Here is a 24,345-nt window from a genome sequence, read left to right on the forward strand (position 1 = left end):
TCTAAAGTGCGCAACCAGGTGACGATGGCCTTCAGTGCAACTCCGCCGCGGTAGGTCAGGGCGAGTTTGTCGTAGCGGGTCGCGAGGCCGCGCCACTGCTTGACCTCGCAGAACCCGCGTTCGACGACGTTGCGGCCGCGGTAGTCGACCCGGTCGAACGCTGGTGGTCGGCCGCCGCGTGTGCCGCGTCGTTTCCGGTGTCCCTGCTGGTCAGCCGGCTCCGGGATGACCGCGACGATCCGTCGTCTGCGCAGGTGGGCGCGGATGGCGCGTGAGGAGTAGGCCTTATCTGCGCGGACCCGCTCGGGTCGGGTCCGCGGTCGGCCCGGACCGACCCGTCCGACGCTCAGATGTGACATCAGGTGCGCGAACATCGGGGCGTCACCGGCCTGTCCGGGGCCGACGAGTACGACCAGCGGGCGGCCGTGTCCGTCAACGAGCTGGTGGATCTTCGTGCCGAGCCCTCCGCGGGAGCGGCCCAAGGCGTGATCGGGTGGCTCGATCAGCAGATTCTTGTAGTTCGATCCGGCCCCCTGTGTCTCGCTGCAGGGTCGCGGCGTGTTGGTGAGCGCGGATGATCGTCGAGTCGACCGACACGGCCCAGTCCACGAGACCGGCGGAGTCGGCATCGGCGAGCAGAGCTGCGAGAACCTGGTCCCAGGTGCCGTCACCGCAGTAGCGGCGGTGGCGTTTCCATAGGGTCTGCCACGGCCCGAACTCGACCGGGACATCACGCCAGGCCAGCCCGCAGCGGAACCGGTAGATGATCCCCTCGATCACTCTGCGGTGATCGGCGAACGGGCGCCCTGGCATCCCGTCCGACGAGGGCAGTAACGGCTCGAGTCGGTCCCACTGGGCATCGGTCAGGACGGCACGGCGCGACACCTACTGATCATCGCGCAGGCCCGACCAGCCGGGTTAGGAGACGCGCCCTAGCGCGACTCGTCCTCGAAGATCAGGATCGTCCGCGTCGACACCACGGCGGGCAGCGCCTGCAGGCGCTCCAGGACGACACCGCGCAGTGCGTCGTTGCCGGTGGTGCGCACCAGCAACAGCACGTCGAAGTCGCCGCCGACCAGCGCCATGTGCCGGACCTCCGGGATCGCGCGCAGCTGCTCGCGCAGCTCGCGCCAGCTGTTCTGGCGCACCGTCAGCGTCACGTACGCCGAGGTGTGCAGCCCCAGCCGGTCCGGGTCGACCACCGCGGTGAACCCGGTGATCACGCCGTCGTCGACCAGCCGGGCGAGACGGGCGTAGGCGTTCGCCCGCGAGATCGTGAGGCGCTCGGCCAGCGCGCGCCCGGTCAGCCGTCCGTCGCGCTGCAGCTCCGCGACCATCCGCCGGTCGATGTCGTCGAGCACCGGTGCCCTCCGTTCGTCTCGCCGGGCCCCGCCCGGCGCGGGTGCCCCGGACCAGTCGTCCCGGACGGTGCGGTGCCGGGAGCCGATCGTCTCGTCATCATCGCGAGCACGACCGATCGTACGGCTCTTGCGCCATTCTCGATGCACTGTGTCTGCATCGAGGGGAGCTGACGTGGACGACCGGCACGAGACCATCCGCCTGCTGGAGCCGGACGGCACCACGGTGCCCGCAGCGCAGCTCCCGCCGCCCGACCGGCTGCTCGCGGGGTACCGCGGTCTGGTGCGGGCCCGGCGGCTCAACGAACAGGCCGGCGCCCTGGTGCGGCAGGGGCGCCTCGCGGTGTACCCGTCCTCGCGGGGCCAGGAGGCCTGCCAGGTGGCCGCGGCGATGGTGCTCGCCGAGGGGGACTGGCTCTTCCCGACCTACCGCGACACCGCCGCGATCGTCGCCCGCGGTGTCGACCCGGTCGAGGTCCTCACGATGCTGCGCGGTGACCGGCACTGCGGCTACGACGTCGCCGCCCACCGCGTCGCCCCGCAGGCGACCCCGCTCGCCACGCAGCTGCTGCACGCCGTCGGCGTCGCGCACGCCGCGCGGCTGCGCGGTGAGCCCGACGCCGTCCTCGCACTCTGCGGGGACGGCGCGACCAGCGAGGGCGACTTCCACGAGGCGCTCAACTTCGCCGCGGTGTTCCGGGCCCCGGTGGTGTTCCTCGTGCAGAACAACAAGTACGCGATCTCGGTGCCGCTGCACCGGCAGAGCGCCGCGGCCCGCCTCGCGGACAAGGCCGTCGGCTACGGCATGCCCGGGGTGTGCGTCGACGGGAACGACCTCGCGGCCCTGCTCACGGTCCTCGACGAGGCCGTGGACCGGGCCCGCGCGGGTGGCGGTCCGACGCTGGTCGAGGCCGACACCTACCGGATGGACGCCCACACCAACGCCGACGACGCGGGCCGCTACCGCGCCGACAGCGAGGTCGCCTCCTGGGCCGGGCGCGACCCGCTGGTCCGCCTGCGGGCCCGGCTGCGCGCCGACGGCGTGCTCGACGACGACACCGAGCGCGGCCTCGCCGAGGACGCCGAGCGGATGGCCGCCGAGCTGCGCACCGGCATCGCGGCCGAGTCCCCGGTGGACCCCGAGGAGCTGTTCGCGCACGTCTACGCCCACCCCACCCCGCAGCTGCGCGAGCAGCGAGACCAGCTGCGTGCCGAGCTGGAGGTCACCCCGTGAACGCCGACGCCGGGCATCCCGGTCCCGTGAAGCTCACGATGGCGCAGTCGATCAACACCGCGCTGCGCGGGGCGATGGCCGACGACCCGACCGTCGTCGTGTTCGGGGAGGACGTCGGCCCGCTCGGCGGGGTCTTCCGGGTGACCGACGGGCTCGCCGCGGAGTTCGGCGAGCACCGGTGCTTCGACACCCCGCTCGCCGAGTCCGGCATCGTCGGCACGGCGGTCGGGATGGCGATGAACGGGCTGCGCCCCGTCGTCGAGATGCAGTTCGACGCGTTCGCCTATCCGGCCTTCGAGCAGATCGCCAGCCACGTCGCGAAGTTCGGCAACCGCACGTCCGGACGGATGCGGCTGCCGATGGTGATCCGGGTGCCCTACGCCGGCGGGATCGGCGGCGTCGAGCACCACTGCGACTCCTCCGAGGAGTACTACGCCCACACCGCCGGGCTGACCGTGCTCGCCCCGGCCACCAACGCCGACGCCCACAGCCTGCTGCGCGCGGCGATCGAGTACCCGGACCCGGTGGTCTTCCTGGAGCCGAAGAAGCACTACTTCGCGAAGGAGGAGGTGGACACGACCGTCCCGGTACCGCCGATCGGTCGCGCCGTGGTCCGCCGTCCCGGCGCCGACGCCACGCTCCTCGCCTACGGCCCGACCGTGCCGGTCGCGCTGGCGGCCGCCGAGGAGGCGGCCCGCGAGGGCCGCGACCTGGGCGTGGTCGACCTGCGGTCGATCGTCCCGTTCGACGACGAGACCGTCTGCGCGCAGGTGCGCCGGACCGGGCGGGCGGTCGTCGGCGCCGAGGCCCCGGGCTTCGCCTCGGTCGCCTCGGAGATCGCCGCCCGGGTCTCCGAGCGGTGCTTCCACCACCTCGAGGCACCGGTGCGCCGGGTGACCGGGTTCGACGTGCCCTACCCGCCGCCGAAGCTGGAGCAGCACCACCTGCCCGGGGTGGACCGGGTGCTCGACGCCGTCGACTCGCTCGGCTGGGAGGACGTGGCGTGAGCGCGCAGGTGTTCACCCTGCCCGACCTGGGGGAGGGGCTGACCGAGGCCGAGCTGGTCCGCTGGCTCGTGTCCGACGGCGACACCATCGGCGTCGACCAGCCGGTGGCCGAGGTGGAGACGGCGAAGGCCGTGGTCGAGGTGCCCTCGCCGTACGCGGGCACGGTGCTGACCCGGCACGGGGCGGAGGGCGAGACGCTGCGGGTCGGGGAGCCGCTGGTGTCGGTCGAGGGCGAGGAGCCCGTGAGCGGGCCCTCCGGCGAGGGGGAGCAGGCCGGGTCGGGCAACGTCCTGATCGGGTACGGCACCTCCGGCGGGCACGAGGGGTCCCGCCGGCGTCGCCGGGCGTCCCGGCGCACCTCCGCCACGCCCTCCACCGCCCCGGGGCCCGCGGGACCTCCCGCCGGTAGTACGACCCCGGCGACCCCGGCGACCCCGGCGGCCCCGGCCGCGTCGTCGTCGGCCGCCGGCCGGGCGTCGGGGGAGCGCCGGCCGGTGCAGTCCCCGGTGGTGCGCCGGCTGGCCCGCGACCACGGCATCGACCTGGCCACGGTCGAGGGGACCGGACCCGGCGGGATGGTGCTGCGCCGCGACGTGGCTCTCGCGGCCGCCGGGGCGGCCGCACCGGCCGGTGCCGTCCCCGCGGCCGCACCGCCCGCCGCCGTCCCCGCGGGCGGACCGCCCGTTGCCGCATCCGCTGCCGTCCCCGGCGCCGCACCGCCCGCCACGACGTCCGCCGCCGACCCGCCGGCCACCGTGCCCGCGGCCGGTCCGGCCGGTCCGGCCGGTCCGGCCGCAGCGACGCCGGCCGCAGCGACGCCGGCCGCAGCGACGCCGGCCGCAGCGACGCCGGCCGCAGCGACGCCGGCCGCAGCGACGCCGGCCGCTGCTGCGTCGGTCGCCGCGGGGCCGGCCGCTGCCGCGTCGGTCGCCGTTCCGGTCGGCCCCGCGCGGGACCGTGACCCCCGCACCGGTCTCGCCGTCCGCGCGGTCGTGCCGCTGCGCGGAGTCCGGCGCGCCGTCGCCGAGACCCTGACCCGCAGCCGCGCCGAGATCCCCGAGGCCACGACCTGGGTCGACGTCGACGCCACCGACCTGCTCGCCCTGCGTCAGCAGCTCACCGGCGTCGACGGTCGCCCGGTCGGGCTGCTCGCGATCCTGGCCCGGTTCGTCGTCGCGGGTCTCGCGCGGTTCCCCGAGCTCAACGCCCGGGTCGACACCGCCGCCGGGGAGATCGTGCATCTCGACGGGGTGCACCTCGGGATCGCCGCGCAGACCGACCGGGGCCTGGTCGTCCCGTCGGTCGCCGACGCCCACCGCCGGGGGATGCGCGACCTGGACACCGAGATCCGACGGCTCACCGCGGCGGCCCGGGACGGCTCGGTCACCGCCGCCGAGCTGACCCGCGGGTCGTTCACCCTGAACAACTACGGGGTGCTCGGCGTCGACGGCAGCGCCGCGATCATCAACCACCCCGAGGTCGCGATGCTGGGAGTCGGGCGGGTGCTCCCGCGGCCGTGGGTCGTCGACGGCACGGTCGTCCCACGGTCGATCACCCAGCTCTCGCTGGTGTTCGACCACCGCGTCTGCGACGGCGGCACGGCGGGCGGGTTCCTGCGGTTCGTCGCCGACGCCGTCGAGGCCCCGCTGTCCGCGCTCGCCGACCTCTGAGCCGGCCGGGTGCTCAGCGACGGCGGGTGATCACCACCGGCGCGATCCGCCGGGGCACCTGCGCGAACGCGGACTCGGGCACCCCGAACGACGCGGCCAGCACGTCGCGCGGGATCGCGTTGAGGCTGCCGACGATGCCGATGTCGTCGTCCGGCTCGGCGGTCGAGGTGTTGAACACGATGAGCACGTCGAGCGCCTCGGTCGTCGACGGGTTCTCGAAGTAGTGGAACAGGCCCGTCGGCGCGAACACCAGGTCGCCGCGCTGCGCGGTGAAGACGTCGTTGTGGTAACCGCCGTCGGGGTGGGTGCCGAGGATCGTCCAGCGTGCGGTGCCGGAGACGACGTAGTTCAGCTCCCACGCGGTCGGGTGCCAGTGCGGCTCGCGGATCCCGCCGGGGTCGAGGTGGGCCAGGTAGACCGAGCCCTGCCGGCCGGCGAGCACCGGGAAGTTCTGCTCGTTCGCCCCGCGCAGCCATCCGCCGTCGAACGTGTTCGGGTCGCTCGCCGCGAGATGGAACAGGTGACCGGGCTGCCCGGTCCGCGGCGGGGTCGGAGCGCCCGCCCCGGCGGTCCCGCCCGCGGCGGCCAGTCCCGCCATCCCCGCGACACCCGCGCCGAGGGCGCGTCGCCTGCTGATCCCCGTCATGGTCTGCTCCCTAAGAGGTCATTTCAGAACGAGGTCGACGTGTCTGTTGTAGACGACAAGCGGCTATCTGACCTGCCGTTTGATCTGTCGTCGAGGGGTCAATGGAAACTCGACAAGTCGTTCTGAAACGACCTCTAAGGTCGCAGGTGTTCGGGGTTGATGCCCCGGATGCCCGGGACGACGGGGTGTGGCTGATGAGCTGTTGCCGCTTCGGTGGCTCGGAAGGAATGGCCGCCCCGTCGTTCTGGACAGGCCTGGCCACTGATTCGGATCTGATGCGAACCGTCGCTGATTAGGGACCTGATGGCGGGTTGTCCACGGGCGTGAACTGCAACAACAGGAGTTTGTTCGTGGCGCGACGAGCAGTGGTCTGGATCGGGATCGACGTCGGGAAAAGGACCCACCACGCCTGCGCTGTCGATGCCGAGGGCAAGGTTGTGTTCTCCCGCAAGGTCGGCAACGACCAGGCCGCGATCGAAGCTCTGCTCGATCGGGCGTCCGCCGCGGCCGAGGACGTGCGGTGGGCGATCGATCTGACCAACAGCTATGCCGCGCTGTTGCAGGTCGTCCTCACCGCAGCCGACCAGCGGGTGGTCTACGTTCCCGGGCGGGTCGTCAACCGGATGAGCGGCGTGTTCCGTGGGGAGGCCAAGACCGACGCCCGCGACGCAAAGGTCATCGCCGACACCGCCCGCATGTCCGGCGCCGACCTCACCGTGGTTACCGCCACTGACGAGACCACTGCTGAGCTGCGTCGGCTCGTGGCCCACCGCGAGGACCTGATGGCTGACTGGGTACGCGGGGTCAACCGGCTGCGTGACCTGCTCGGGTCGATCTTTCCCGGTCTCGAGGCGGCCTTCGACTACTCCACCCGCAGCGCTCTGGTGCTGGTCACCGGGTTCCAGACACCGCAGGCGCTCCGAGACGCGGACACAGCCGGAGTGATCGAGTATCTGCACGCCCACCGGGCATGGGCACCAGGCATCCCCACGATGGCGGCCACCGCGGTCGCCGCAGCCCACGCCCAGACCGTGACCCTGCCCAGCGAGACGCGGACCGCGGTCCTTGTCGCCGGCCTGGCCCGGCGGCTGTTGGAGCTCGACCGGGAGATCAAAGACACCGACAAGCTGATCACCACCGTGTTCCGCACCCACCCGGACGCGGCGATCATCGAGTCGCTGCCCGGACTCGGCCCCATTCTGGGCGCGGAATTCCTCACCGCCACCAACGGCGGTGTCAGCAGCAGTATCGGCGCTGATGTCGGCTCCGAGCTGGGTGGCTTCGCCAGCTCGGGACGGCTGGCCTCCTACGCCGGCCTCGTCCCAGTGCCCCAGGACTCCGGCCGGATCAGCGGGAACCTGCGCCGCCCACGACGCTACAACCGCCGCCTGCGGCGAGTGTTCTACATGGCCGCGCTGTCCAGCCTCAAGGTCAACGGCCCGTCCCGGGCCTTTTACCAGCGCAAACGCAGCGAAAGAATGCTGCACACCCAAGCTCTGCTCGCCCTGGCCCGACGCCTGGTCGACGTCCTGTGGGCCCTGCTGCGTGACCGGAGAATGTTCACCATCACCGCACCACAACCCGCTACCGCGGCTTGACACCATCATTCGGATTCCTTCCGCCGAGATCGTTGCCACTGGCAACGGTAGGGTGGACGGTGATCGGTCGGGGTGATCACTCCCAGCGGCCTCCGTGATCACGGTGGCACGGGTCGTCGCAGATCAGCGCGCCGGGTCGACCGTCCAGGCCGGAGCCTTCGCGGGGCGGCCGTCGCCGGAGGACCGGCCCCGCAGCCGTCGTCCGACCCAGGGCAGGACGTGCCCGCGGTAGTAGGCCAGCTGCGCGGCGGGCCCGGCGGCGGGCACGGTCGTCGCGGGGGTCGTCGCGGGGACCGCGCCGCGCACGCCGAGGGCGTCCAGCACCAGCCCCGCGGCGCGCAGGTGACCGGCCGTGCCCAGGTGCAGCCGGTCGTCCGACCAGTAGCCGGGCCGGCGGATCTCGGTGTCGCCGAACACGTCGACGAAGGTGAGCCCGCGTGCGGCCGCGAGGGTGCGCACCGCCGCCGACAGCTCGGCGCCGCGACGGTGGACGACCCGTCCCAGCGGCAGCCGGTCCGACGGGTCGGCGCCGCTGAGCAGCACCAGCCGTACCCCGGCGGCCGCGCAGCGCTCGACGGCCCGGGTGGTCAGCGCCGCGAGCCCGGCGACGTCGGTGCGGGGACGCAGCATGTCGTTCCCGCCACCGTTGAGCGTGATCAGGGTCGGTGCGGGGGCCAGCGTGAGCGCCGCCTCGAGCTGCCGCCCGACGACGTCGGCCAGCAACCGGCCCCGCACGGCCAGGTTGGCGTAGTGCACCGGCTCGCCGGTGGCGCCGGCCAGTCCGGCGGCGACCCGGTCGGCCCACCCCCGGGGGACCCCCGCCGCGTCCTCGTCCCCGACGCCCTCGGTGAAGCTGTCCCCGATCGCCACGTACCGCACGGGGTCAGCATCCGCGTCGCCGTCGCCGCGGATCGCCCCGGGGGTGGTGACGGCTGTTACCCTCGATCCGTGCGCGGTCGCATCATTACCCGGCGCGCCGGCTGAACCCAGGGAGCCGGCGCGTGGCACGTCGTGCCCGCCGGACCTGGCCGGATCCTGACGTTCGCCCTCGAACACCGGAGATCCGATGAACGCCCCCACCGCCGAGCACCCCGCCCGCACCGCCTCGTCCGCCGAGCACGGCCACGTGGTCTCGCTGCTGCTGACCGACGCCGACGACGGCCTGCACAAGGTCCTGACCGTGCTGCGGTCGCGCCGCTGGCGGGTCCGGTCGCTGCAGGTCGACCTGTCCGGCGAGGTCGGCCGCGTCGAGTTGGTCGTCACCCGCGACGGCCGGGACGCGGGCCTGCTGCTCGAACAGCTGCGCCGGGTCGTCCCGGTGGTCCGCGCCGAGCTGGGCTGAGCCCGGCCGCGCTGGCGCGCTACCCCCGGGGCGTCAGCCGCGCGTTCGGGAGCTCCGGCGCCGGCAGGGTCGACTCCCAGGCGTCCGGGAACGCTCCGAACCGCCCGTCGGCGTCGCCCCCGGCGGCGCGTTCGTGCTGCTACTGCTCCCGGAAGGCGGCGACCTCGTCGTGGCTGGAGCCGACGAAGTTCCACCACATCACGATCTGCTCGCCCAGCGGCTCCCCGCCGAGCAGCACCAGGCGGGCGCCGTCCGGGCCCGCACGCAGCTCCAGGGTGTCGCGGCCCGGGGGCAGGTAGACGAGCTCGCCCGGGGCGGCCGCCGTCACACCGACCTCCGCCGAGCCGGTGTCGACCAGCACGCCGTGCTCGAACCCGGTGTCGACGTCGAGGCCCACCGCCGCCCCGGCGGGGAGCACGACCTCGGCGCCGAGCAGCGGGGTGAACGTCGCGACCGGCGACGACGACCCGGCGAGCGACCCCAGGAACACCCGCACCGCAGCGTCCCCGGCCTGCACCCGCGGCGGCGCGTAGTGCTCGAAGCGCGGCGCGGTGTCCCGGTGCGCGGCGGGCAGCGCCAGCCACAGCTGCACCCCGTGCAGCACGTCGGTGTCGGGGGTGGAGAACTCCGAGTGCGCGATGCCGGAGCCCGCCGTCATCAGGTTCAGCTCGCCCGGCCGCACGATCGCGTGCGCACCGGTGGTGTCACGGTGCTCGACCCGGCCGGTGAACAGCCACGACACGGTGGCCAGGCCGGTGTGCGGGTGCCCCGGGACGGCCATCCCGCCGGTGTCGGAGATCCGGTCGGGGCCGTAGTGGTCCAGGAAGCACCAGGCACCGATCAGCGACCGTGTCCGGCGGGGCAGGGTGCGGCGCACCGTCATCGCCCGCGGGCCGCCCAGCGGCACGTCCCGGGGGGTCACCAGTTCCACGGCGGCGTCGTCGCCCCCGCAGACGACCTCCTCGGGCGCGGTCTCGACGTTGCTCATCGCGCGACCCGCCCGACGACCTCGAGGGCGTGCGGGGTGACCGGGTCGAGCACGTCGGCCCAGCCGTCGTGGGTCGCGGTCCACCGCTTCACGTACGGGCACACCGGCACGATCCGCTTCCCGGCGGTGCGGGTGTCCTCCAGCGCGAAGCGGACCAGCGTGCCCGCGAGCCCCTGCCCGGAGCGGTCCGGGTCGACCTCGGTATGGAAGAAGATGCGGCGGGGGCCGTCGTCGACGTACGCGGCACGGCCGACCACGGTGCCGTCGACCAGGATCTCGTAGCGGTGGTGGCCGGTGTCGTGCGTGACGACCGTGCCGGAGTCGCTGTCGGACATGGGGACCAGCCTCTCAGGACGCCCGGCCGGGCACGACGCGGCCGTCCGCGTCGCGGGCCGGGACGGGGTGTGCGGACAGGATCGAGACCCGGTTGAACGCGTTGATGGTGATCGCGGCCCAGACCAGCACCGAGACCTCGTCGTCGGTGAGGTCACCGCGCACGGCGGCGTAGGCCTCGTCGTCGAGGTGCGTCCCGGCGGTCCGGGTGACGGCCTCGGCGAGCCCGAGTGCGGCGCGCTCGCGGTCGTCGTAGAGGGTGCTGTCGCGCCACGCCGGGAGCAGGGTCATCCGCTGGGGGGTCAGCCCGGCCGCGAGCCCCGACCGCCAGTGGGTGTCCAGGCAGGTCGCGCAGCCGTTGATCTGCGACACCCGCAGGTTCACCAGCTCCAGCAGGTCCCGGTCCACCCCGGCCGCGGCGGCGCGCTCCCGCACGACCGCGACGACGCCGGTCATCGCCCGGAGCACCTCGGGGGTCTGCCTGTCGATCCACACCCGGTCCATGTCCTCCCGAACCCCTCAGACGGTGACGCTGTTCCGGGCCGGGGCCGTCTCGACGGTCACGACCACCGCGACCATCACCACCGCGGCGAGGACCGGGGTGAACGGGGCGAACGCCGAGAGCCCCAGCACCGCCGCCAGCCCGACGACGACGGCGCTGCGCCCGGTGGTGAGCGTGGGCCGCAGCGCGAGTGCCCAGACCCCCAGGACGAACAGCGCGACCGGCACGGTCAGGGTCGCCCCGGCCGCGGCGACGGACAGTCCGGTCGCGGTGGTGTCGACGTCGACGGCCACCTCGATGCCCGCGGAGAACGCACCCGCCGCGGCGAAGACGACGTAGTGGCCGTAGCCGTGCACCAGCGCCCGCGGCATGGCCCGCAGGTACGGGTGCTGGTCGCGGGCGAAGTAGACCCACCACATCCCGGCCGCCAGCACCAGCCCGCAGGCCGAGAGCAGCAGCAGCGGGCCGAGGTGCTCGGCGGAGGACAGTGCGTCGACCACCGCCGTCGTCGAGGCCAGGACCGACTCGCCGAGCAGGATCAGGGTGAACAGGCTGTAGCGCTCGGCGATGTGGTGCGGGTGCCAGGGCGTGGGCCGCGCCCGTTCGGCGACCACCGGGACCGCCAGTTCGGCCAGCGCCAGCACCACGAAGCCGGCCGGGTGCGGGTCCACGAGCACCCAGACGACCCACAGCACCTGGACGACGACGATCCCTCCGGCGTACCGCAGCGCGGTCCGCCGCAGCTCGGGGTGCGAGCGGGCCGCCCGCAGCCACTGCGTGACCATCGCCAGGCGCATCACCACGTACCCGGCGACGAGCACGCCGTAGCCGTCGCCGGCCATCGCCGCCGGCGTCCCCGCGGCCAGGACCAGCGCGCCCGCCATCTGGACCAGGGTGGTGACCCGGTAGAGCCAGTCGTCGACGTCGAAGGCGGAGGCGAACCAGGTGAAGTTCATCCAGGCCCACCAGATGCCGAAGAACACCAGCAGGTAGGACCCGACCCCGGCGCCGACGTGCCCGCCGGACTCCTCGTGGTGCAGGGCCGCCGACGACAGCGAGACCGCCACGACGAACACCAGGTCGAAGAACAGCTCCAGCGGACTGGCCGCGCGGTGGGGCTCGTCCGGGTCACGGGGGCGCATCGCGCGCAGACCGAGGTTCACGCCCGCCATCGTTGCGCGCCGCACTAGCCTTCGGCTGCGCCGACACGGGGAGGGACTCATCGATGACCACACCGGACACCACACCGGACACCCGGCCGCGGGTGCTGCGCCGGCCGGGCGACTCCGAGGTCGCCCCGATCGAGCTGTTCTTCGACCTGGTCTACGTGTTCGCGATCGTCCAGGTCTCGCACACGCTGCTGTACCACCTGACCCCGCTCGGGGCGCTGGAGACGGCGGTGCTGTTCGCCGCGGTCTGGTGGCTGTGGAACTACTCGGCCTGGGCGATGAACTACCTGGACCCGGCCCGGCCGTCGGTGCGGATGCTCAACGCCGGCCTGATGCTGGCGGCGCTGGGGATGGCGCTGGCCCTGCCGGGCGCGTTCGGTGACTCCGGGCTGCTGTTCGCACTGTGCTTCGCCGCCGCCCAGATCGGCCGCCCGCTGTTCCTGGTCGTGAGCGCGCGCGGGCACGTCATGGCCCGCAACTACCGCAACCTGCTGGTGTGGAGCACCGCCGCGTCGGTGCTGGTCGTCGTCGGTGCGTTCCTCCCGCCGGTGGCGCGGCTGGTCGTCTGGGCACTGGCCGTCGCCGTCGACATGGCGGGCCCGCGGTTCGAGTTCCGGGTGCCGGGGCTCGGCCGCACCCCGATGGAGGAGTGGCCCACCGATGTGGAGCACCTCGCCGAGCGCAACCGGCTGGTGTTCATCATCGCGCTCGGCGAGTCGATCCTGATCATGGGTTTCACGCTGTCGGAGATGGAGGTCGTGACCCCCTACGCGGTGCTGATCACCCTGCTCGGGTTCGCCGGCCTGGTCGCGCTGTGGTGGTCCTACTTCGCGCTTGCCGGACACGGCACCCGGGCGTCCTCCGGCGACGGGTCGACCCGGGCGGCGCGGGCCGCGTTCGCCTACGCGCACGGCCTGATGGTGGCCGGCGCGGTGCTGTTCGCGGTCGCGATCGACCTGCACCTCACGCACCCGGAGAACACGCCCTCGCTGGTGCTGACCTCGGTCGGCGGCCTGCTGCTCTACCTCGCGGGCAACACGCTCTACCTGCAGGGCCGCACCGGGGCCGCCGGGCGGTCGCGCCTCGTCGCCGCCGCGGTCCTGGTCGTGGCCGCGGCGGCCGCACTCGTCGCCGGGCACGCCCTGCCCGCGGTCGTGATCGGGCTGGTCGTGCTCGCCGTGGTGGTCGCGCTGGCCGTGGTCACCGAGCTGACGCAGCGGCGCGCCTAGGGCGTGTCTCCTAAAGTGCGCAACCAGGTGACGATGGCCTTCAGTGCAACTCCGCCGCGGTAGGTCAGGGCGAGTTTGTCGTAGCGGGTCGCGAGGCCGCGCCACTGCTTGACCTCGCAGAACCCGCGTTCGACGACGTTGCGGCCGCGGTAGTCGACCCGGTCGAACGCTGGTGGTCGGCCGCCGCGTGTGCCGCGTCGTTTCCGGTGTCCCTGCTGGTCAGCCGGCTCCGGGATGACCGCGACGATCCGTCGTCTGCGCAGGTGGGCGCGGATGGCGCGTGAGGAGTAGGCCTTATCTGCGCGGACCCGCTCGGGTCGGGTCCGCGGTCGGCCCGGACCGACCCGTCCGACGCTCAGATGTGACATCAGGTGCGCGAACATCGGGGCGTCACCGGCCTGTCCGGGGCCGACGAGTACGACCAGCGGGCGGCCGTGTCCGTCAACGAGCTGGTGGATCTTCGTGCCGAGCCCTCCGCGGGAGCGGCCCAAGGCGTGATCGGGTGGCTCGATCAGCAGATTCTTGTAGTTCGATCCGGCCCCCTGTGTCTCGCTGCAGGGTCGCGGCGTGTTGGTGAGCGCGGATGATCGTCGAGTCGACCGACACGGCCCAGTCCACGAGACCGGCGGAGTCGGCATCGGCGAGCAGAGCTGCGAGAACCTGGTCCCAGGTGCCGTCACCGCAGTAGCGGCGGTGGCGTTTCCATAGGGTCTGCCACGGCCCGAACTCGACCGGGACATCACGCCAGGCCAGCCCGCAGCGGAACCGGTAGATGATCCCCTCGATCACTCTGCGGTGATCGGCGAACGGGCGCCCTGGCATCCCGTCCGACGAGGGCAGTAACGGCTCGAGTCGGTCCCACTGGGCATCGGTCAGGACGGCACGGCGCGACACCTACTGATCATCGCGCAGGCCCGACCAGCCGGGTTAGGAGACGCGCCCTAGTACTCCAGCCGCAGTTTGTGATGTTGATGTGCGCTAAGCTTCGATCTTGTGCAGGTGGAGGAGGATCTCGAGGCGTGGGCCGGTGGCCTGGATGGGCTGTTCGGGCTGGTGGCGGGCCGGTTCTTCCGGACGGAACCGCGGCGTCGGGCGCGGGCGTATGTGCGGGGGTTGTTGGCGCCGTTGGCGGGGAAGAACGGGTGGACGCTGGCCGAGGTCGCCGGTGACACGACTCCGGATGGGATGCAGCGGCTGCTCAACTCCGCGACCTGGGATGTCGACGGTGTCCGTGATGACCTGCGGGATTACGTCGTCGAGCACCTCGGCGAGTCCGGTGGGGTGCTGATCGTCGATGAGACCGGGTTCCTGAAGAAGGGGACGAAGTCGGCGGGGGTGCAGCGCCAGTACTCGGGCACTGCCGGGCGGGTGGAGAACTGCCAGCTCGGAGTCTTCTGTGCCTATGCCACGAGCAAGGGCCGGACGTTGATCGACCGCGAGCTCTACCTGCCCAAGTCCTGGACCGGTGATCGGGAACGCTGCCGAGCCGCGGCGGTGCCTGAGGAGATCGAGTTCGCCACCAAGGCCACGCTGGCCAAGGAAATGCTCGGCCGTGCCCTCGATGCCGGGGTTCCCGCAGGATGGGTGACCGCGGACGAGGCATACGGGCAGGACTACAAGTTCCGCACCTGGTGCGAGCAGCGCCGGATCGGCTACGTCGTCGCGGTTCCGCGCAGCCAGTCCGTCCCGTTGTCCCTGGACGCCGACATCTGTCAGATCAGCGGCTCACGACGGGCCGACGACCTGGTCGCCCGCGCTCCCGGACGGGCGTGGAAGCGCCGCTCAGCCGGTCCGGGTGTGAAGGGAGAACGCTTCTACGACTGGGCCGTGGCCTCGCTGTATCCGCCCGAGAACGCCCCGGCCGGATGGGGCCGATGGCTACTGGTCCGACGTCAGATCCTCACCGACACACAGCTCTCCGCCGGCGAGGAGCCCGATCTGGCCTACTACCTGTGCGCCGGCCCGCCCGGCACCACCGACGACGATCTCATCCGCGTCGCCGGCCCGCGGTGGGCGATCGAGGAGTGCTTCCAGACCGCGAAGAACGAGGTCGGGCTCGACCACTATCAAGTGCGGCGTTACGACGCCTGGTACCGCCACGTCACCCTGGCTATTCTCGCCCACGCCTACCTCTCGGTCACCGCGGCGATCGCCCCAAAAGACCTGATCACGGGCTCATCCCGCTCACCCTCGCCGAGATCCGACGTCTCCTGGCACCTCTGATCCACATTCCCACCCAGGCGCCGTGCTGGGCCTGGTCGACCTGGCGACGTCGCCACCAACACCGAGCCCGCGAAAGCCACTATCGACGACGAAGACAGCTCAGCTAACGAAGTGCGGCTGGAGTACTAGTCCTCGTCCGCGGCGTCGCGCAGCGCGTTCTCCAGCACCTCGGTCAGCGCGGGGTGGATCCAGTACTGCACGTCGGCCAGGCGCGCCGCGGTGACACCCAGCGCCATCGCCTGGACCAGCTGCTGGACCATCGTCGAGGCCTGCGGGCCGAGCAGGTGCGCCCCCAGCAGCGTGCCGTCGGGTGCCACGAGCACCTTGCAGAACCCGCGCTGCTCCTCCAACGCCCAGCCGAAGGCGACGTCGGCGTACTCGTGGAACCCGACGCGGAACTCCAGGCCCTCGTCGCGGCACTGCTGCTCGGTACGCCCGACCGTGCCGATCTGCGGGGTGGTGAACACCGCGGCCGGGACGACCCCGTGGTCCACCTCGCGCAGCTCGTCGGGGTGGGCGAGGTTGTGCCCGACGACCTCCGCCTCGTGGTTGGCGACGTGCTTGAGCGGGTGCGGGGACGAGATGTCGCCCAGCGCCCACACCCCGTCCGCGGTGGTGCGGCCGTGGGCGTCGACGACGACCCGGCCCGCGTCGTCGGTGTCGACCCCGGCGTGCCCGAGGTCGAGCCGGTCGGAGTTCGGCCGGCGCCCGGCGGCGACGAGCAGCCGGTCGGCCCGGATCTCGGTGCCGTCGTCGAGGTGCAGCCGCACGTCGCCCTCCCGGCCGGTCACCTTCTCCACCGTCCGGCCCGTGTGGACGGTGAACCGCTCGCGTGCGGCGTCGGTGAACCGCTCCACGACGGTCTCGTCCATCCCGCCGAGCAGGGTGTCGGAGCTCTCGACGATCGTGACCTCGCAGCCGAGCCCGCCGAACACGTGCGCGAACTCGGCGGCGATGTAGCCGCCGCCGATGATCGCCAGGTGCTCGGGCAGCTCGTCGATCCGCATGACGGTGTCCGAGGTGTCGAACGGGACGCCCGAGTCGGCGACCGGCGGCGGGACCACCGGGCGCCCGCCGACGGCGAGCACGATCCGGTCCGCGGTGAACTCGGCGGTGCCGCCGTCCGCCAGATCGACCGCCATCGCCCGCGGCCCGGTGAAGCGGGCGGTGCCGTCGTAGACGGTGCCGTGGTCGCGGCGGTAGTCCCGGCCGTCGTCGCCGATCGGGTCGAGCCGGGAGAACACCCGGTCCCGGATGTCGCTCCAGCGGACCCGGTCGATCCGGGCGTCGACGCCGTAGGACGACGCCGCCCGGACGGTCTCGGCGACCTCGGCGGTGTGGGCGAGCATCTTGGTCGGGATGCAGCCCACGTTGAGGCAGGTCCCGCCGAACCGCGTCGCCTCCACGTGGGCGACGTCGAGACTGTCGAAACGGTCGTCGACGATCATGTTCCCGGATCCGGTGCCGACGATTGCGAGATCGTGATGGGCCACCGGCCGAGCCTAGGAAGACCGGCGGCATCCCGCGCGTCGACCGCGGGTACCCGGTCGCGGTGAGTACGACGGTGACGGTGCTGGGCACCGGGATCATGGGCACGGCGATGGCACGCACCCTGCTGCGTGCGGGCTTCAGCGTGACGGTGTGGAACCGCAGCGCCGACCGGGCGGAGCCGTTGGCGCGCGACGGCGCGACCGTCGCCACCGACCCGCGCGAAGCGGTCGACGGCGCGGACGTGGTGACCACCATGCTGTTCGACGACGACGCCGTCGCGGACACCCTGGAGCCGCTGCTCGACACCATGGCGGGCCGGGCGGTGTGGGTGCAGACCTCCACCGTCGGCGTCGACGGGGCCCAGCGGCTGGCCCGGCTGGCGGCCGACCACGGCGTCGACCACCTCGACACCCCGGTGCTCGGCACCCGGGAGCCGGCCGAGGACGGCGAGCTCGTCCTGCTGCCCTCGGGCGACCAGGGCCTGCGCGAGCGGGTGCAGCCGGTGTTCGACGCCCTCGGCGACCGGACGGTGTGGGTCTCGCAGACCCCCGGCGACGGCAGCCGGCTCAAGCTGGCCGCCAACTCCTGGCTGGCGACGGTCGTGGTCGGCGTCGCGCAGTCGGTGGCGCTGACCCGCGACCTGGGTCTGGACCCGCAGCTGTTCCTCGACGCGATCGCCGGGCACGCCCTGGACTCGCCGTACGCCCAGCTCAAGGGCGCCGGGATGGTGGAGGGCGACTTCACCCCGTCGTTCGCGCTGCACTCGGTGGCCAAGGACGTCGGGCTCGTCCTCGACGCCGCCCGCGCGAGCGGCACCGACACCACCCTGCTGCGGGCGCTCGACGCCCGGTTCCGGGCGGCGATGGACGCCGGCCACGGCGACGACGACGCCGCTGCGGTCATCACCGCCTGGTGAGGGTGGCCCGCCGGCGGGCGGGCATCCCGTGGTACTGGCACTCTTGCCCCGCGGTGGCGTGGCGCCCCGCGGGAGGCGGCCGGGTGATGACCGATCCGACGGGCGGTCCGGGAGGGGTGCCCGGCCTGTCCGCCGCGACCACGGTGGGCGGCGGCCTGGCACTGGAGGCGGTGCCGCACCCGTCGGGGCCGGTCGCGCTGCACGCCGTGGGTGAGGTCGACGCCGCCACCGCCCCGTTCCTGGCCGAGCAGGTGGGTGCCTGGCTGGCCGCGGCCCCGCGGATCGTGCTGGACCTGTCCGGGGTCGGTTACCTCGCCTCGGCCGGGATCGCGGTGCTGCTGGACTGCCACCGGGCCGCCGTCGCGGCCGGGGTGGTGCTGGAGCTGTACTGCGGCGGCGCGCGCCGGGTCCGCCGGGTCCTGCAGGTCACCGGCACGTGCGAGCACCTGCGGGTGCTCGACCCGCACCCGCCGCCGGAGACCCCCGGGAGCCGGGCCCCGCTGTTCCCGGTGCCCGACTGACCGCTCAGCCGAGCAGCTCGCGTCCGGTCCGGTGCCGGTGCAGCACCTGCACGTCGGTCGTGCCCTCCCGCAGCGACGCCGAGGTGTCGGACATGTGCTCGAGCAGGGTGTCGGCGAAGGCGATGACGGCCGGGGTGGGCGCGATGTCGGCCCGGCGCGCCAGGGCCACCGTGCGGTGGATGGCCGGGTTGAGCACGGTGCGCCGCAGCCGTGGCCGGCCGATGAAGGTCAGGTCCGGGACCACCGCCACCCCGGTCCCGGCCTCGACCATGCGCAGGACCGCGTCCATCTGGCCGCCCTCGACGGCGATCCGGGGCGTGGCCCCGGCGACGGCGTAGGCCCGCAGCGTCACCTCCCGCAGGTCGTAGCCCTGGCGCACCATCACCAGGTCGTGCCGGGCGAGCTCGGCCACCGTCATCGACCCGCGGGGGGTGAGTGGCCTGCGTGCCCGTGGGGAGGCGACCGAGAGCCGTTCGCGGAGCAGGGGGGCGGTGTGCAGGGTCGGGTCCACCCCGTCGGGCGGAACGATCACCAGCGCGACGTCCAGCTCGCCCTGGACCAGGGCCGCCTCCAACGGCTGCGAGCCGTCCTCGGCGAGCTCGACGGCGATCTCGGGGTGCCGGGCGTGGAAGACCCGCAGCACGTCGGACAGCACACCGATGCACAACGACGGCGTCGCCCCGACCCGCACCCGGCCGCTGCGCAGGCCCACCATCTCGGCCACCGTCGTGCGGACCATGTCGGAATCGGCGATCATCCTCCGTGCCAGTGGCAGTACCGCCTCACCGGCCGGGGTCAGCGTGACGGCCGACCCGCGGTTGATCAGCGGTGCGCCCAGCTCGTCCTCCAGGGCCCGCAGCGCGCGGCTCAGAGTCGGTTGGGCGACCCCCACCTGGTCGGCCGCCCGAGTGAAGCTGCGCACGTTCGCCACAGCAACGAAGTACATGAGCTGCTGAAGTGTCACGTGCATAGCTTACGGCTATGGGCGGAGGCCGTTTCATGCATTGGACTGCCTCACCCGTTGGTATATCCACTGGAGGACGTGGTCACGATGTCCGAGAAGTCCCGGGCCGGCGGCGGAGCCAAGCCCGCCGCACCCCGGCGCCCGCGCACGCCCAGTGCGCTGCTGAAGTTCGTGATGGCGGTGAGCGGCGTCGTGCTGCTCGGCTACGTCACGCTGCACATGATCGGGAACCTGAAGATCTTCTTCGGCCCCGAGGCGATCGACCAGTACGCGGCCTGGCTGCGCACCGTCCTGGAGCCGGCGCTGCCCTACTCGGGCCTGCTGTGGATCGTCCGCGTGCTGCTGGTCGTCGCGGTGGTCGCCCACATCTGGTCGGCGACCATGCTCGCGCTGCGCGCGCGCAGGGCCCGCCCGATCAAGTACGCCGGTGGTTCCTACCAGGTGAAGGGCAGCTACGCGGCCCGCACCATGCGCTGGGGCGGCGTGATCATCGCGCTGTTCGTGATCTACCACCTGCTCGACCTCACCGCGGGCACGCTGAACCCGAACGGCGTGCACCTCGCGGTGGCCGACAACCTCGCGGCCGACTTCACCCTCGCCCGCTGGTACGTCACCCTGTTCTACGTCCTCGCGGTGGTCGCGCTGGGCTTCCACGTCCAGCACGGCATCTTCTCGGGCATCCAGACGCTCGGGTGGTCGTCGAACAGCCGTGAGCGCACCATCAAGGTGGTGTCGACGGTCTTCGCCGCCGTGTTGACCCTCGGCTTCATCTCGGTGCCCCTCGCCGTCACGTTCGGAGTGGTCTGACCCATGACTGACGCCTCGTCCCACCACGTTTCCTACGCCGACTACGCGACCGGTGAGCCGGTCGTCGACAAGGCGGTCCCCTCGGGTGCCATCGAGACCCGCTGGGAGCGCCGCCGGTTCGGCGTCAAGCTGGTCAACCCGGCGAACAAGCGCTCGAAGAAGATCATCGTCGTGGGCTCCGGCCTGGCCGGTGGCTCCGCGAGCGCCACGCTCGGCGAGGCCGGCTACCACGTCAAGACGTTCTGCTACCAGGACAGCCCGCGCAGGGCGCACTCGATCGCGGCGCAGGGCGGCATCAACGCCGCGAAGAACTACCGCAACGACGGCGACTCGGTGTACCGGCTGTTCTACGACACCGTGAAGGGCGGCGACTTCCGCGCGCGGGAGTCCAACGTCCACCGGCTCGCCGAGATCTCCCGCCAGATCATCGACCAGTGCGTCGCCCAGGGCGTCCCGTTCGCCCGCGACTACGCCGGTCTGCTCGACAACCGGTCCTTCGGCGGCGTGCAGGTCTCCCGGACCTTCTACGCCCGCGGCCAGACCGGCCAGCAGCTGCTGATCGGGGCCTACCAGGCGCTGGAGCGCCAGGTGAAGGCCGGCACGGTCGAGATGTACGCCCGGCACGAGATGCTCGAGCTGATCGTCGTCGACGGTCGCGCCCGCGGCATCGTCGCCCGCGACATGGTCTCCGGGGAGATCGAGGTGCACACCGCGGACGCGGTCGTGCTGGCCTCCGGTGGCTACGGCAACGTCTTCTACCTGTCGACGAACGCCAAGGGCTGCAACGTGACCGCCGGGTGGCGGGCGCACCGCAAGGGCGCGCTGTTCGCCAACCCCTGCTTCACCCAGATCCACCCGACCTGCATCCCGGTCTCCGGCGACCACCAGTCGAAGCTGACCCTGATGTCGGAGTCGCTGCGCAACGACGGCCGTGTGTGGGTCCCGAAGAGGCTCGGCGACGACCGCGGGCCGAACGAGATCCCGCACGAGGAGCGCGACTACTTCCTCGAGCGCAAGTACCCGGCGTTCGGCAACCTGGTGCCCCGCGACATCGCGTCCCGGGCGGCCAAGGAGGTCTGCGACGAGAAGCGCGGTGTCGGCCCGTCGGGCCTGGGCGTGTACCTGGACTTCGACGACGCCATCCAGCGGCTCGGCCGCAAGGCCGTCGAGAACAAGTACGGCAACCTGTTCGAGATGTACGAGCGGATCACGGGGGAGAACCCCTACGAGGTCCCGATGCGGATCTTCCCCGCCGTGCACTACACGATGGGTGGCCTCTGGGTCGACTACGACCTGCAGTCGACCGTCCCCGGTCTCTACGTGGCGGGCGAGGCGAACTTCTCCGACCACGGCGCGAACCGGCTCGGCGCCTCCGCGCTGATGCAGGGGCTGGCCGACGGCTACTTCGTCCTCCCGGTCACGATCGGCGACTACCTGGCCAAGAACGAGCTCGACGCCGTCCCCGACGACGCGCCCGAGGTCGTCGAGGCCGTGCAGTCGGTGACCGACCGGATCGACCAGTTCCTGTCGATCAACGGCACCCGCACGGTGGACTCGTTCCACCGCGAGCTGGGCCAGATCATGTGGGACTACTGCGGCATGGAGCGCACCGAGGAGGGTCTGCGCAAGGCGCTGGACCGGATCCCCGAGCTCCGTCGCGAGTTCTGGAACAACGTCAAGGTGCCGGGTACCGGCGCGGAGCTCAACCAGAGCCTGGAGAAGGCCGGCCGGGTGGCCGACTTCCTCGAGCTCGGTGAGCTCATGTGTCTCGACGCGCTCGTGCGTCGCGAGTCCTGCGGCGGTCACTTCCGCGGGGAGAGCCAGACCGAGGACGGCGAGGCGCAGCGCGACGACGAGAACTTCTCCTTCACCTCGGCCTGGGAGTACACCGGCCGCGGGCAGGCTCCGGTCCTGCACAAGGAGGAGCTCACGTTCGAGTACGTGCACCCGACCCAGCGCAGCTACAAGTAAGGCGAGGACCCCGTGAAGCTCAACCTGAAGGTCTGGCGCCAGCGCGACGCGGTCGACAAGGGTCGCCTGGTGAACTACACCGTCGACGCCGACGAGGACATGTCGTTCCTCGAGATGCTCGACGTGCTCAACGAGAAGCTGATCCTGTCCGGTGACGAGCCGGTCGCGTTCGACCACGACTGCCGCGAGGGCATCTGCGGCTCCTGCAGCATGGTCATCGACGGCCGGCCGCACGGCCCGCAGCGGGCGACCACCACCTGCCAGCTGCACATGCGGCACTACTCCGACGGCGACACGATCGTCATCGAGCCGTTCCGCTCGGGCTCGTTCCCGGTGCTCAAGGACCTCGTGGTCGACCGCGCCGCGTTCGACAAGATGATCCAGGCCGGCGGCTACGTCTCGGTGAACACCGGGTCGGCGCCGGAGGCCAACTCCAACGCCGTGCCGAAGGTCTCCGCGGACCGCTCGTTCGCCGCCGCGAACTGCATCGGCTGCGGTGCCTGCGTCGCGGCCTGCCCGAACGGGTCGGCGTCGCTGTTCCTGGGCGCCAAGCTCACCCACCTCGGTGAGCTCCCGCAGGGCCAGCCGGAGCGCTACGAGCGCGTCGTCAGCATGGTGGAGGAGCACGAGGCCGCCGGCTTCGGCGGCTGCACCAACACCGGCGCCTGCGCCACCGCCTGCCCCAAGGAGATCCCGCTCGACGTGATCTCCCAGCTCAACCGCGACTACCTCGCGGCGACGGTGGGCGGCCGGAAGGCCTGATCCGCCCGGTGCCGTCGCGTCGGCACCCACGCAGGGAGCCCTGGTCCGGTGTCACCGGACCAGGGCTCCCTGCGTCGTTCCGGGGCCGGTCGCTACCCGGCGGTGACCCGGCGAGGCCCGGCGGCGGCGACGGCCGCGTCGAACTCGCGGTCGATCTCCTCGTTCGGGACGTAGGTCATCCGGCTGACGACCACCGACACCAGCACGTTGGCCAGGAAGCCCGGGATGATCTCGTAGAGGGTGACGCCGAAGACCTGCGGGCCGGCCATGCTCCACGCGAAGACGGTGACCGCCCCGGCGACCATGCCGGCCAGCGCCCCCCATGCGGTGAGCCTGCGCCAGAACAGGCACAGCAGGACGGCCGGTCCGAACGAGGCACCGAAGCCGGCCCACGCGAAGGCGACGAGCTCGAGGATCGTGCCACTCGGGTTCAGCGCGAGCACCCCGGCGATCAGGGCGACGGCCAGCACGCACAGCCTGCCCAGGACCAGCAGTCTGCGCGGCGAGGTGTCCTTGCCGAACACCGTGTACAGGTCCTCGACGAAGGCCGACGAGCAGACGATCAGCTGGCTCGACACCGTGCTCATGATCGCCGCCAGCACCGCGGCGAAGACGAACCCGACGACCAGCGGGTTCAGCAGGGCCTGTGACATCGCGAGCACGACCAGCTCGGGGTTGTCCAGGGTGTTCCCCGGCTGCTGGAAGAACGCGATGCCGACGATGCCGCAGACGACGGCGCCGAGCAGCGAGGCGACCATCCAGCTGATCCCGATGCGGCGCGCCGCCCCGGCCGAGGCGGGATCGCGCATCGCCATGAAGCGCACGATGATGTGGGGCTGGCCGAAGTACCCCAGGCCCCAGGCCGCGGCCGAGACGACCCCCACGACGGTGGTCGCGGACAGCGACGCGCCGCCCAGCAGGGACAGCCGGTCCGGATCCACCGCGCTGATGCCCGCCGAGGTCTCGCCGAGCCCGCCGACCGCGACGATCGCGATCACCGGGATGACCAGCAGCGCGATCATCATCATGAGGCCCTGCACGACGTCGGTCAGCGACGCCCCGAGGAATCCGCCGATCATCGTGTAGACGAGGGTCACCACCGTCACGATCACCATGCCCAGCAGGTAGGACCCGCCGAACGCGAGCTGGAAGAACTCCCCGCCGGCCACCATCATCGACGACACGTAGAAGGTGAAGAACACCAGGACGATGGATCCGGACGCGACCCGCAGCGCCCGTGAGGAGTCGTGCAACCGGTTCTCGAAGAAGCTGGGAATGGTGATCGAGTTCCGGGCCACCTCGGTGTAGGAGCGGAGCCGGGGGGCGACGAACCGCCAGTTGAGGTAGGCACCCATGGTCAGACCGACCGCGATCCAGCCCTCGATCAGGCCGGAGGCGTAGATGGCCCCGGGCAGGCCCATCATCAGCCAGCCCGACATGTCCGAGGCGCCCGCGCTCAGCGCCGCGGTCCACGGCGGCAGCCCACGCCCCGCCAGCATGTACCCCTCGTGGTCGGAGGTCTGTCGGTAGGCGTAGTAGCCGATCCCGATCATCGCCGCGAAGTACACGACCAAGGCCGTGATCTGGAAGAACTGGTCGGACATCTCCGGACCC

22 protein-coding genes and 3 pseudogenes are annotated in these 24,345 nt (G+C 72.2%); 13 read left to right on the forward strand and 12 right to left on the reverse strand.

Going from position 1 to position 24,345, the window contains the following annotated elements; all coding sequences use genetic code 11:
- Positions 1–8 precede the first annotated feature (8 nt).
- A pseudogene (locus KPF47_RS37675) lies at positions 9–885 on the reverse strand (IS5 family transposase); the annotation flags it as partial.
- A gap of 47 nt (positions 886–932) precedes the next feature.
- A complete protein-coding gene (locus tag KPF47_RS37680) occupies positions 933–1,337 on the reverse strand; it encodes an Lrp/AsnC family transcriptional regulator (protein WP_255661845.1) in 405 nt (134 codons plus the stop codon).
- A gap of 196 nt (positions 1,338–1,533) precedes the next feature.
- Here KPF47_RS37680 and pdhA point away from each other — a divergent pair, with 196 nt between their 5' ends.
- From pdhA to KPF47_RS37700, 3 genes are read left to right on the forward strand one after another with little or no spacing between them, the layout of a single operon-like run.
- The gene (pdhA, locus tag KPF47_RS37685) at positions 1,534–2,592 is read left to right on the forward strand and encodes a pyruvate dehydrogenase (acetyl-transferring) E1 component subunit alpha (protein ID WP_374108953.1); all 1,059 of its coding nucleotides are present in this window, start codon (positions 1,534–1,536) and stop codon (positions 2,590–2,592) included.
- Between the two features lie 38 nt (positions 2,593–2,630).
- Positions 2,631–3,599: an alpha-ketoacid dehydrogenase subunit beta gene (locus KPF47_RS37690; RefSeq protein WP_224393198.1), complete on the forward strand. Its 969-nt coding sequence runs from the start codon at positions 2,631–2,633 to the stop codon at positions 3,597–3,599.
- On the forward strand, positions 3,596–5,269 hold the full coding sequence (locus tag KPF47_RS37700; RefSeq protein WP_308015601.1) for a dihydrolipoamide acetyltransferase family protein: 1,674 nt from the start codon (positions 3,596–3,598) through the stop codon (positions 5,267–5,269). Before KPF47_RS37690 ends, KPF47_RS37700 begins: the two co-directional genes overlap by 4 nt.
- A gap of 13 nt (positions 5,270–5,282) precedes the next feature.
- Here the strand turns inward: KPF47_RS37700 and KPF47_RS37705 are convergent, their stop codons facing one another.
- Entirely contained in the window at positions 5,283–5,789 is a 507-nt protein-coding gene (locus tag KPF47_RS37705) for a cupin domain-containing protein (RefSeq protein WP_255661849.1), read from the reverse strand.
- Here KPF47_RS37705 and KPF47_RS37710 point away from each other — a divergent pair, their 5' ends adjacent.
- Positions 5,790–6,041: a hypothetical protein gene (locus tag KPF47_RS37710; protein ID WP_224393113.1), complete on the forward strand. Its 252-nt coding sequence runs from the start codon at positions 5,790–5,792 to the stop codon at positions 6,039–6,041.
- Positions 6,042–6,265: 224 nt separating this feature from the next.
- The gene (locus KPF47_RS37715; RefSeq protein ID WP_224386790.1) at positions 6,266–7,513 is read left to right on the forward strand and encodes an IS110 family transposase; all 1,248 of its coding nucleotides are present in this window, start codon (positions 6,266–6,268) and stop codon (positions 7,511–7,513) included.
- A 123-nt stretch (positions 7,514–7,636) separates the two neighbouring features.
- Here KPF47_RS37715 and KPF47_RS37720 read toward each other — a convergent pair whose 3' ends face one another.
- Entirely contained in the window at positions 7,637–8,392 is a 756-nt protein-coding gene (locus KPF47_RS37720) for an SGNH/GDSL hydrolase family protein (RefSeq protein ID WP_224393114.1), read from the reverse strand.
- A gap of 187 nt (positions 8,393–8,579) precedes the next feature.
- On the opposite strand from KPF47_RS37720, the gene KPF47_RS37725 reads away from it, so the two are divergent.
- Complete coding sequence (locus tag KPF47_RS37725; protein ID WP_224393115.1) at positions 8,580–8,855, forward strand: ACT domain-containing protein; 276 nt, start codon at positions 8,580–8,582, stop codon at positions 8,853–8,855.
- Between the two features lie 19 nt (positions 8,856–8,874).
- Here the strand turns inward: KPF47_RS37725 and KPF47_RS37730 are convergent.
- The 4 genes and pseudogenes from KPF47_RS37730 to KPF47_RS37745 all read right to left on the reverse strand — a co-directional run bounded on the left by KPF47_RS37730 (position 8,875) and on the right by KPF47_RS37745 (position 11,850).
- Positions 8,875–9,843: pseudogene (locus tag KPF47_RS37730) on the reverse strand (pirin family protein).
- Positions 9,840–10,178, reverse strand: coding sequence for a GNAT family N-acetyltransferase (locus tag KPF47_RS37735; RefSeq protein WP_224393116.1), 339 nt, complete (start codon positions 10,176–10,178; stop codon positions 9,840–9,842). Before KPF47_RS37735 ends, KPF47_RS37730 begins: the two are co-directional and overlap by 4 nt.
- Positions 10,179–10,191: 13 nt before the next feature.
- Entirely contained in the window at positions 10,192–10,671 is a 480-nt protein-coding gene (locus KPF47_RS37740; RefSeq protein WP_224393117.1) for a carboxymuconolactone decarboxylase family protein, read from the reverse strand.
- A 24-nt stretch (positions 10,672–10,695) separates the two neighbouring features.
- On the reverse strand, positions 10,696–11,850 hold the full coding sequence (locus KPF47_RS37745) for a low temperature requirement protein A (RefSeq protein WP_224393200.1): 1,155 nt from the start codon (positions 11,848–11,850) through the stop codon (positions 10,696–10,698).
- Positions 11,851–11,903: 53 nt separating this feature from the next.
- Here KPF47_RS37745 and KPF47_RS37750 point away from each other — a divergent pair, with 53 nt between their 5' ends.
- Complete coding sequence (locus KPF47_RS37750; protein WP_224393118.1) at positions 11,904–13,076, forward strand: low temperature requirement protein A; 1,173 nt, start codon at positions 11,904–11,906, stop codon at positions 13,074–13,076.
- On the opposite strand, the pseudogene KPF47_RS37755 reads toward KPF47_RS37750, so the two are convergent.
- A pseudogene (locus KPF47_RS37755) lies at positions 13,073–13,970 on the reverse strand (IS5 family transposase). The gene KPF47_RS37750 and the pseudogene KPF47_RS37755 overlap by 4 nt on opposite strands.
- Before the next feature lie 105 nt (positions 13,971–14,075).
- Here KPF47_RS37755 and KPF47_RS37760 point away from each other — a divergent pair.
- Positions 14,076–15,299, forward strand: a complete 1,224-nt coding sequence (locus tag KPF47_RS37760; protein ID WP_374108788.1) for an IS701 family transposase — start codon at positions 14,076–14,078, stop codon at positions 15,297–15,299.
- Positions 15,300–15,424: 125 nt separating this feature from the next.
- On the opposite strand, the gene KPF47_RS37765 is transcribed toward KPF47_RS37760, so the two are convergent.
- Positions 15,425–16,792 (reverse strand): mycothione reductase, encoded by a 1,368-nt coding sequence (locus tag KPF47_RS37765; RefSeq protein WP_224393119.1) that lies wholly within the window; start codon positions 16,790–16,792, stop codon positions 15,425–15,427.
- Positions 16,793–16,851: 59 nt separating this feature from the next.
- On the opposite strand from KPF47_RS37765, the gene KPF47_RS37770 reads away from it, so the two are divergent.
- Both KPF47_RS37770 and KPF47_RS37775 read left to right on the forward strand, forming a co-directional pair.
- On the forward strand, positions 16,852–17,706 hold the full coding sequence (locus KPF47_RS37770; protein WP_224393120.1) for an NAD(P)-dependent oxidoreductase: 855 nt from the start codon (positions 16,852–16,854) through the stop codon (positions 17,704–17,706).
- Between the two features lie 86 nt (positions 17,707–17,792).
- Positions 17,793–18,227, forward strand: coding sequence for an STAS domain-containing protein (locus KPF47_RS37775; protein WP_224393121.1), 435 nt, complete (start codon positions 17,793–17,795; stop codon positions 18,225–18,227).
- A 4-nt stretch (positions 18,228–18,231) separates the two neighbouring features.
- On the opposite strand, the gene KPF47_RS37780 is transcribed toward KPF47_RS37775, so the two are convergent.
- Positions 18,232–19,191, reverse strand: coding sequence for a LysR family transcriptional regulator (locus KPF47_RS37780; RefSeq protein ID WP_224393122.1), 960 nt, complete (start codon positions 19,189–19,191; stop codon positions 18,232–18,234).
- An 87-nt stretch (positions 19,192–19,278) separates the two neighbouring features.
- Here KPF47_RS37780 and KPF47_RS37785 point away from each other — a divergent pair, with 87 nt between their 5' ends.
- Genes KPF47_RS37785 through KPF47_RS37795 form a run of 3 tightly spaced genes read left to right on the forward strand, consistent with a single transcriptional unit; the run spans position 19,279 to position 22,731 of the window.
- Complete coding sequence (locus KPF47_RS37785) at positions 19,279–19,998, forward strand: succinate dehydrogenase cytochrome b subunit (RefSeq protein WP_255661714.1); 720 nt, start codon at positions 19,279–19,281, stop codon at positions 19,996–19,998.
- A 3-nt stretch (positions 19,999–20,001) separates the two neighbouring features.
- The gene (locus tag KPF47_RS37790; RefSeq protein WP_224393124.1) at positions 20,002–21,969 is read left to right on the forward strand and encodes a fumarate reductase/succinate dehydrogenase flavoprotein subunit; all 1,968 of its coding nucleotides are present in this window, start codon (positions 20,002–20,004) and stop codon (positions 21,967–21,969) included.
- Positions 21,970–21,981: 12 nt separating this feature from the next.
- Complete coding sequence (locus KPF47_RS37795; protein ID WP_224393125.1) at positions 21,982–22,731, forward strand: succinate dehydrogenase/fumarate reductase iron-sulfur subunit; 750 nt, start codon at positions 21,982–21,984, stop codon at positions 22,729–22,731.
- Positions 22,732–22,823: 92 nt separating this feature from the next.
- Here the strand turns inward: KPF47_RS37795 and putP are convergent, their stop codons facing one another.
- Complete coding sequence (gene putP, locus KPF47_RS37800) at positions 22,824–24,335, reverse strand: sodium/proline symporter PutP (protein ID WP_224393126.1); 1,512 nt, start codon at positions 24,333–24,335, stop codon at positions 22,824–22,826.
- Positions 24,336–24,345: the final 10 nt, after the last annotated feature.

It is taken from the genome of Pseudonocardia sp. ICBG1293 (genome assembly GCF_020131355.1).
In the GTDB taxonomy this organism is placed as follows: domain Bacteria; phylum Actinomycetota; class Actinomycetes; order Mycobacteriales; family Pseudonocardiaceae; genus Pseudonocardia.

What these genes read in the sequence shown, in the direction of transcription:
- KPF47_RS37680 (WP_255661845.1), bottom strand. Translation starts at nt 1,337, where the DNA reads ATGGTCGCGGAGCTGCAGCGCGACGGACGGCTGACCGGGCGCGCGCTG.
- KPF47_RS37750 (WP_224393118.1), top strand. Translation starts at nt 11,904, where the DNA reads ATGACCACACCGGACACCACACCGGACACCCGGCCGCGGGTGCTGCGC.
- KPF47_RS37785 (WP_255661714.1), top strand. Translation starts at nt 19,279, where the DNA reads ATGTCCGAGAAGTCCCGGGCCGGCGGCGGAGCCAAGCCCGCCGCACCC.
- KPF47_RS37725 (WP_224393115.1), top strand. Translation starts at nt 8,580, where the DNA reads ATGAACGCCCCCACCGCCGAGCACCCCGCCCGCACCGCCTCGTCCGCC.
- KPF47_RS37690 (WP_224393198.1), top strand. Translation starts at nt 2,631, where the DNA reads ATGGCGCAGTCGATCAACACCGCGCTGCGCGGGGCGATGGCCGACGAC.
- KPF47_RS37745 (WP_224393200.1), bottom strand. Translation starts at nt 11,850, where the DNA reads ATGGCGGGCGTGAACCTCGGTCTGCGCGCGATGCGCCCCCGTGACCCG.
- KPF47_RS37735 (WP_224393116.1), bottom strand. Translation starts at nt 10,178, where the DNA reads ATGTCCGACAGCGACTCCGGCACGGTCGTCACGCACGACACCGGCCAC.
- putP (WP_224393126.1), bottom strand. Translation starts at nt 24,335, where the DNA reads ATGTCCGACCAGTTCTTCCAGATCACGGCCTTGGTCGTGTACTTCGCG.
- KPF47_RS37790 (WP_224393124.1), top strand. Translation starts at nt 20,002, where the DNA reads ATGACTGACGCCTCGTCCCACCACGTTTCCTACGCCGACTACGCGACC.
- KPF47_RS37775 (WP_224393121.1), top strand. Translation starts at nt 17,793, where the DNA reads ATGACCGATCCGACGGGCGGTCCGGGAGGGGTGCCCGGCCTGTCCGCC.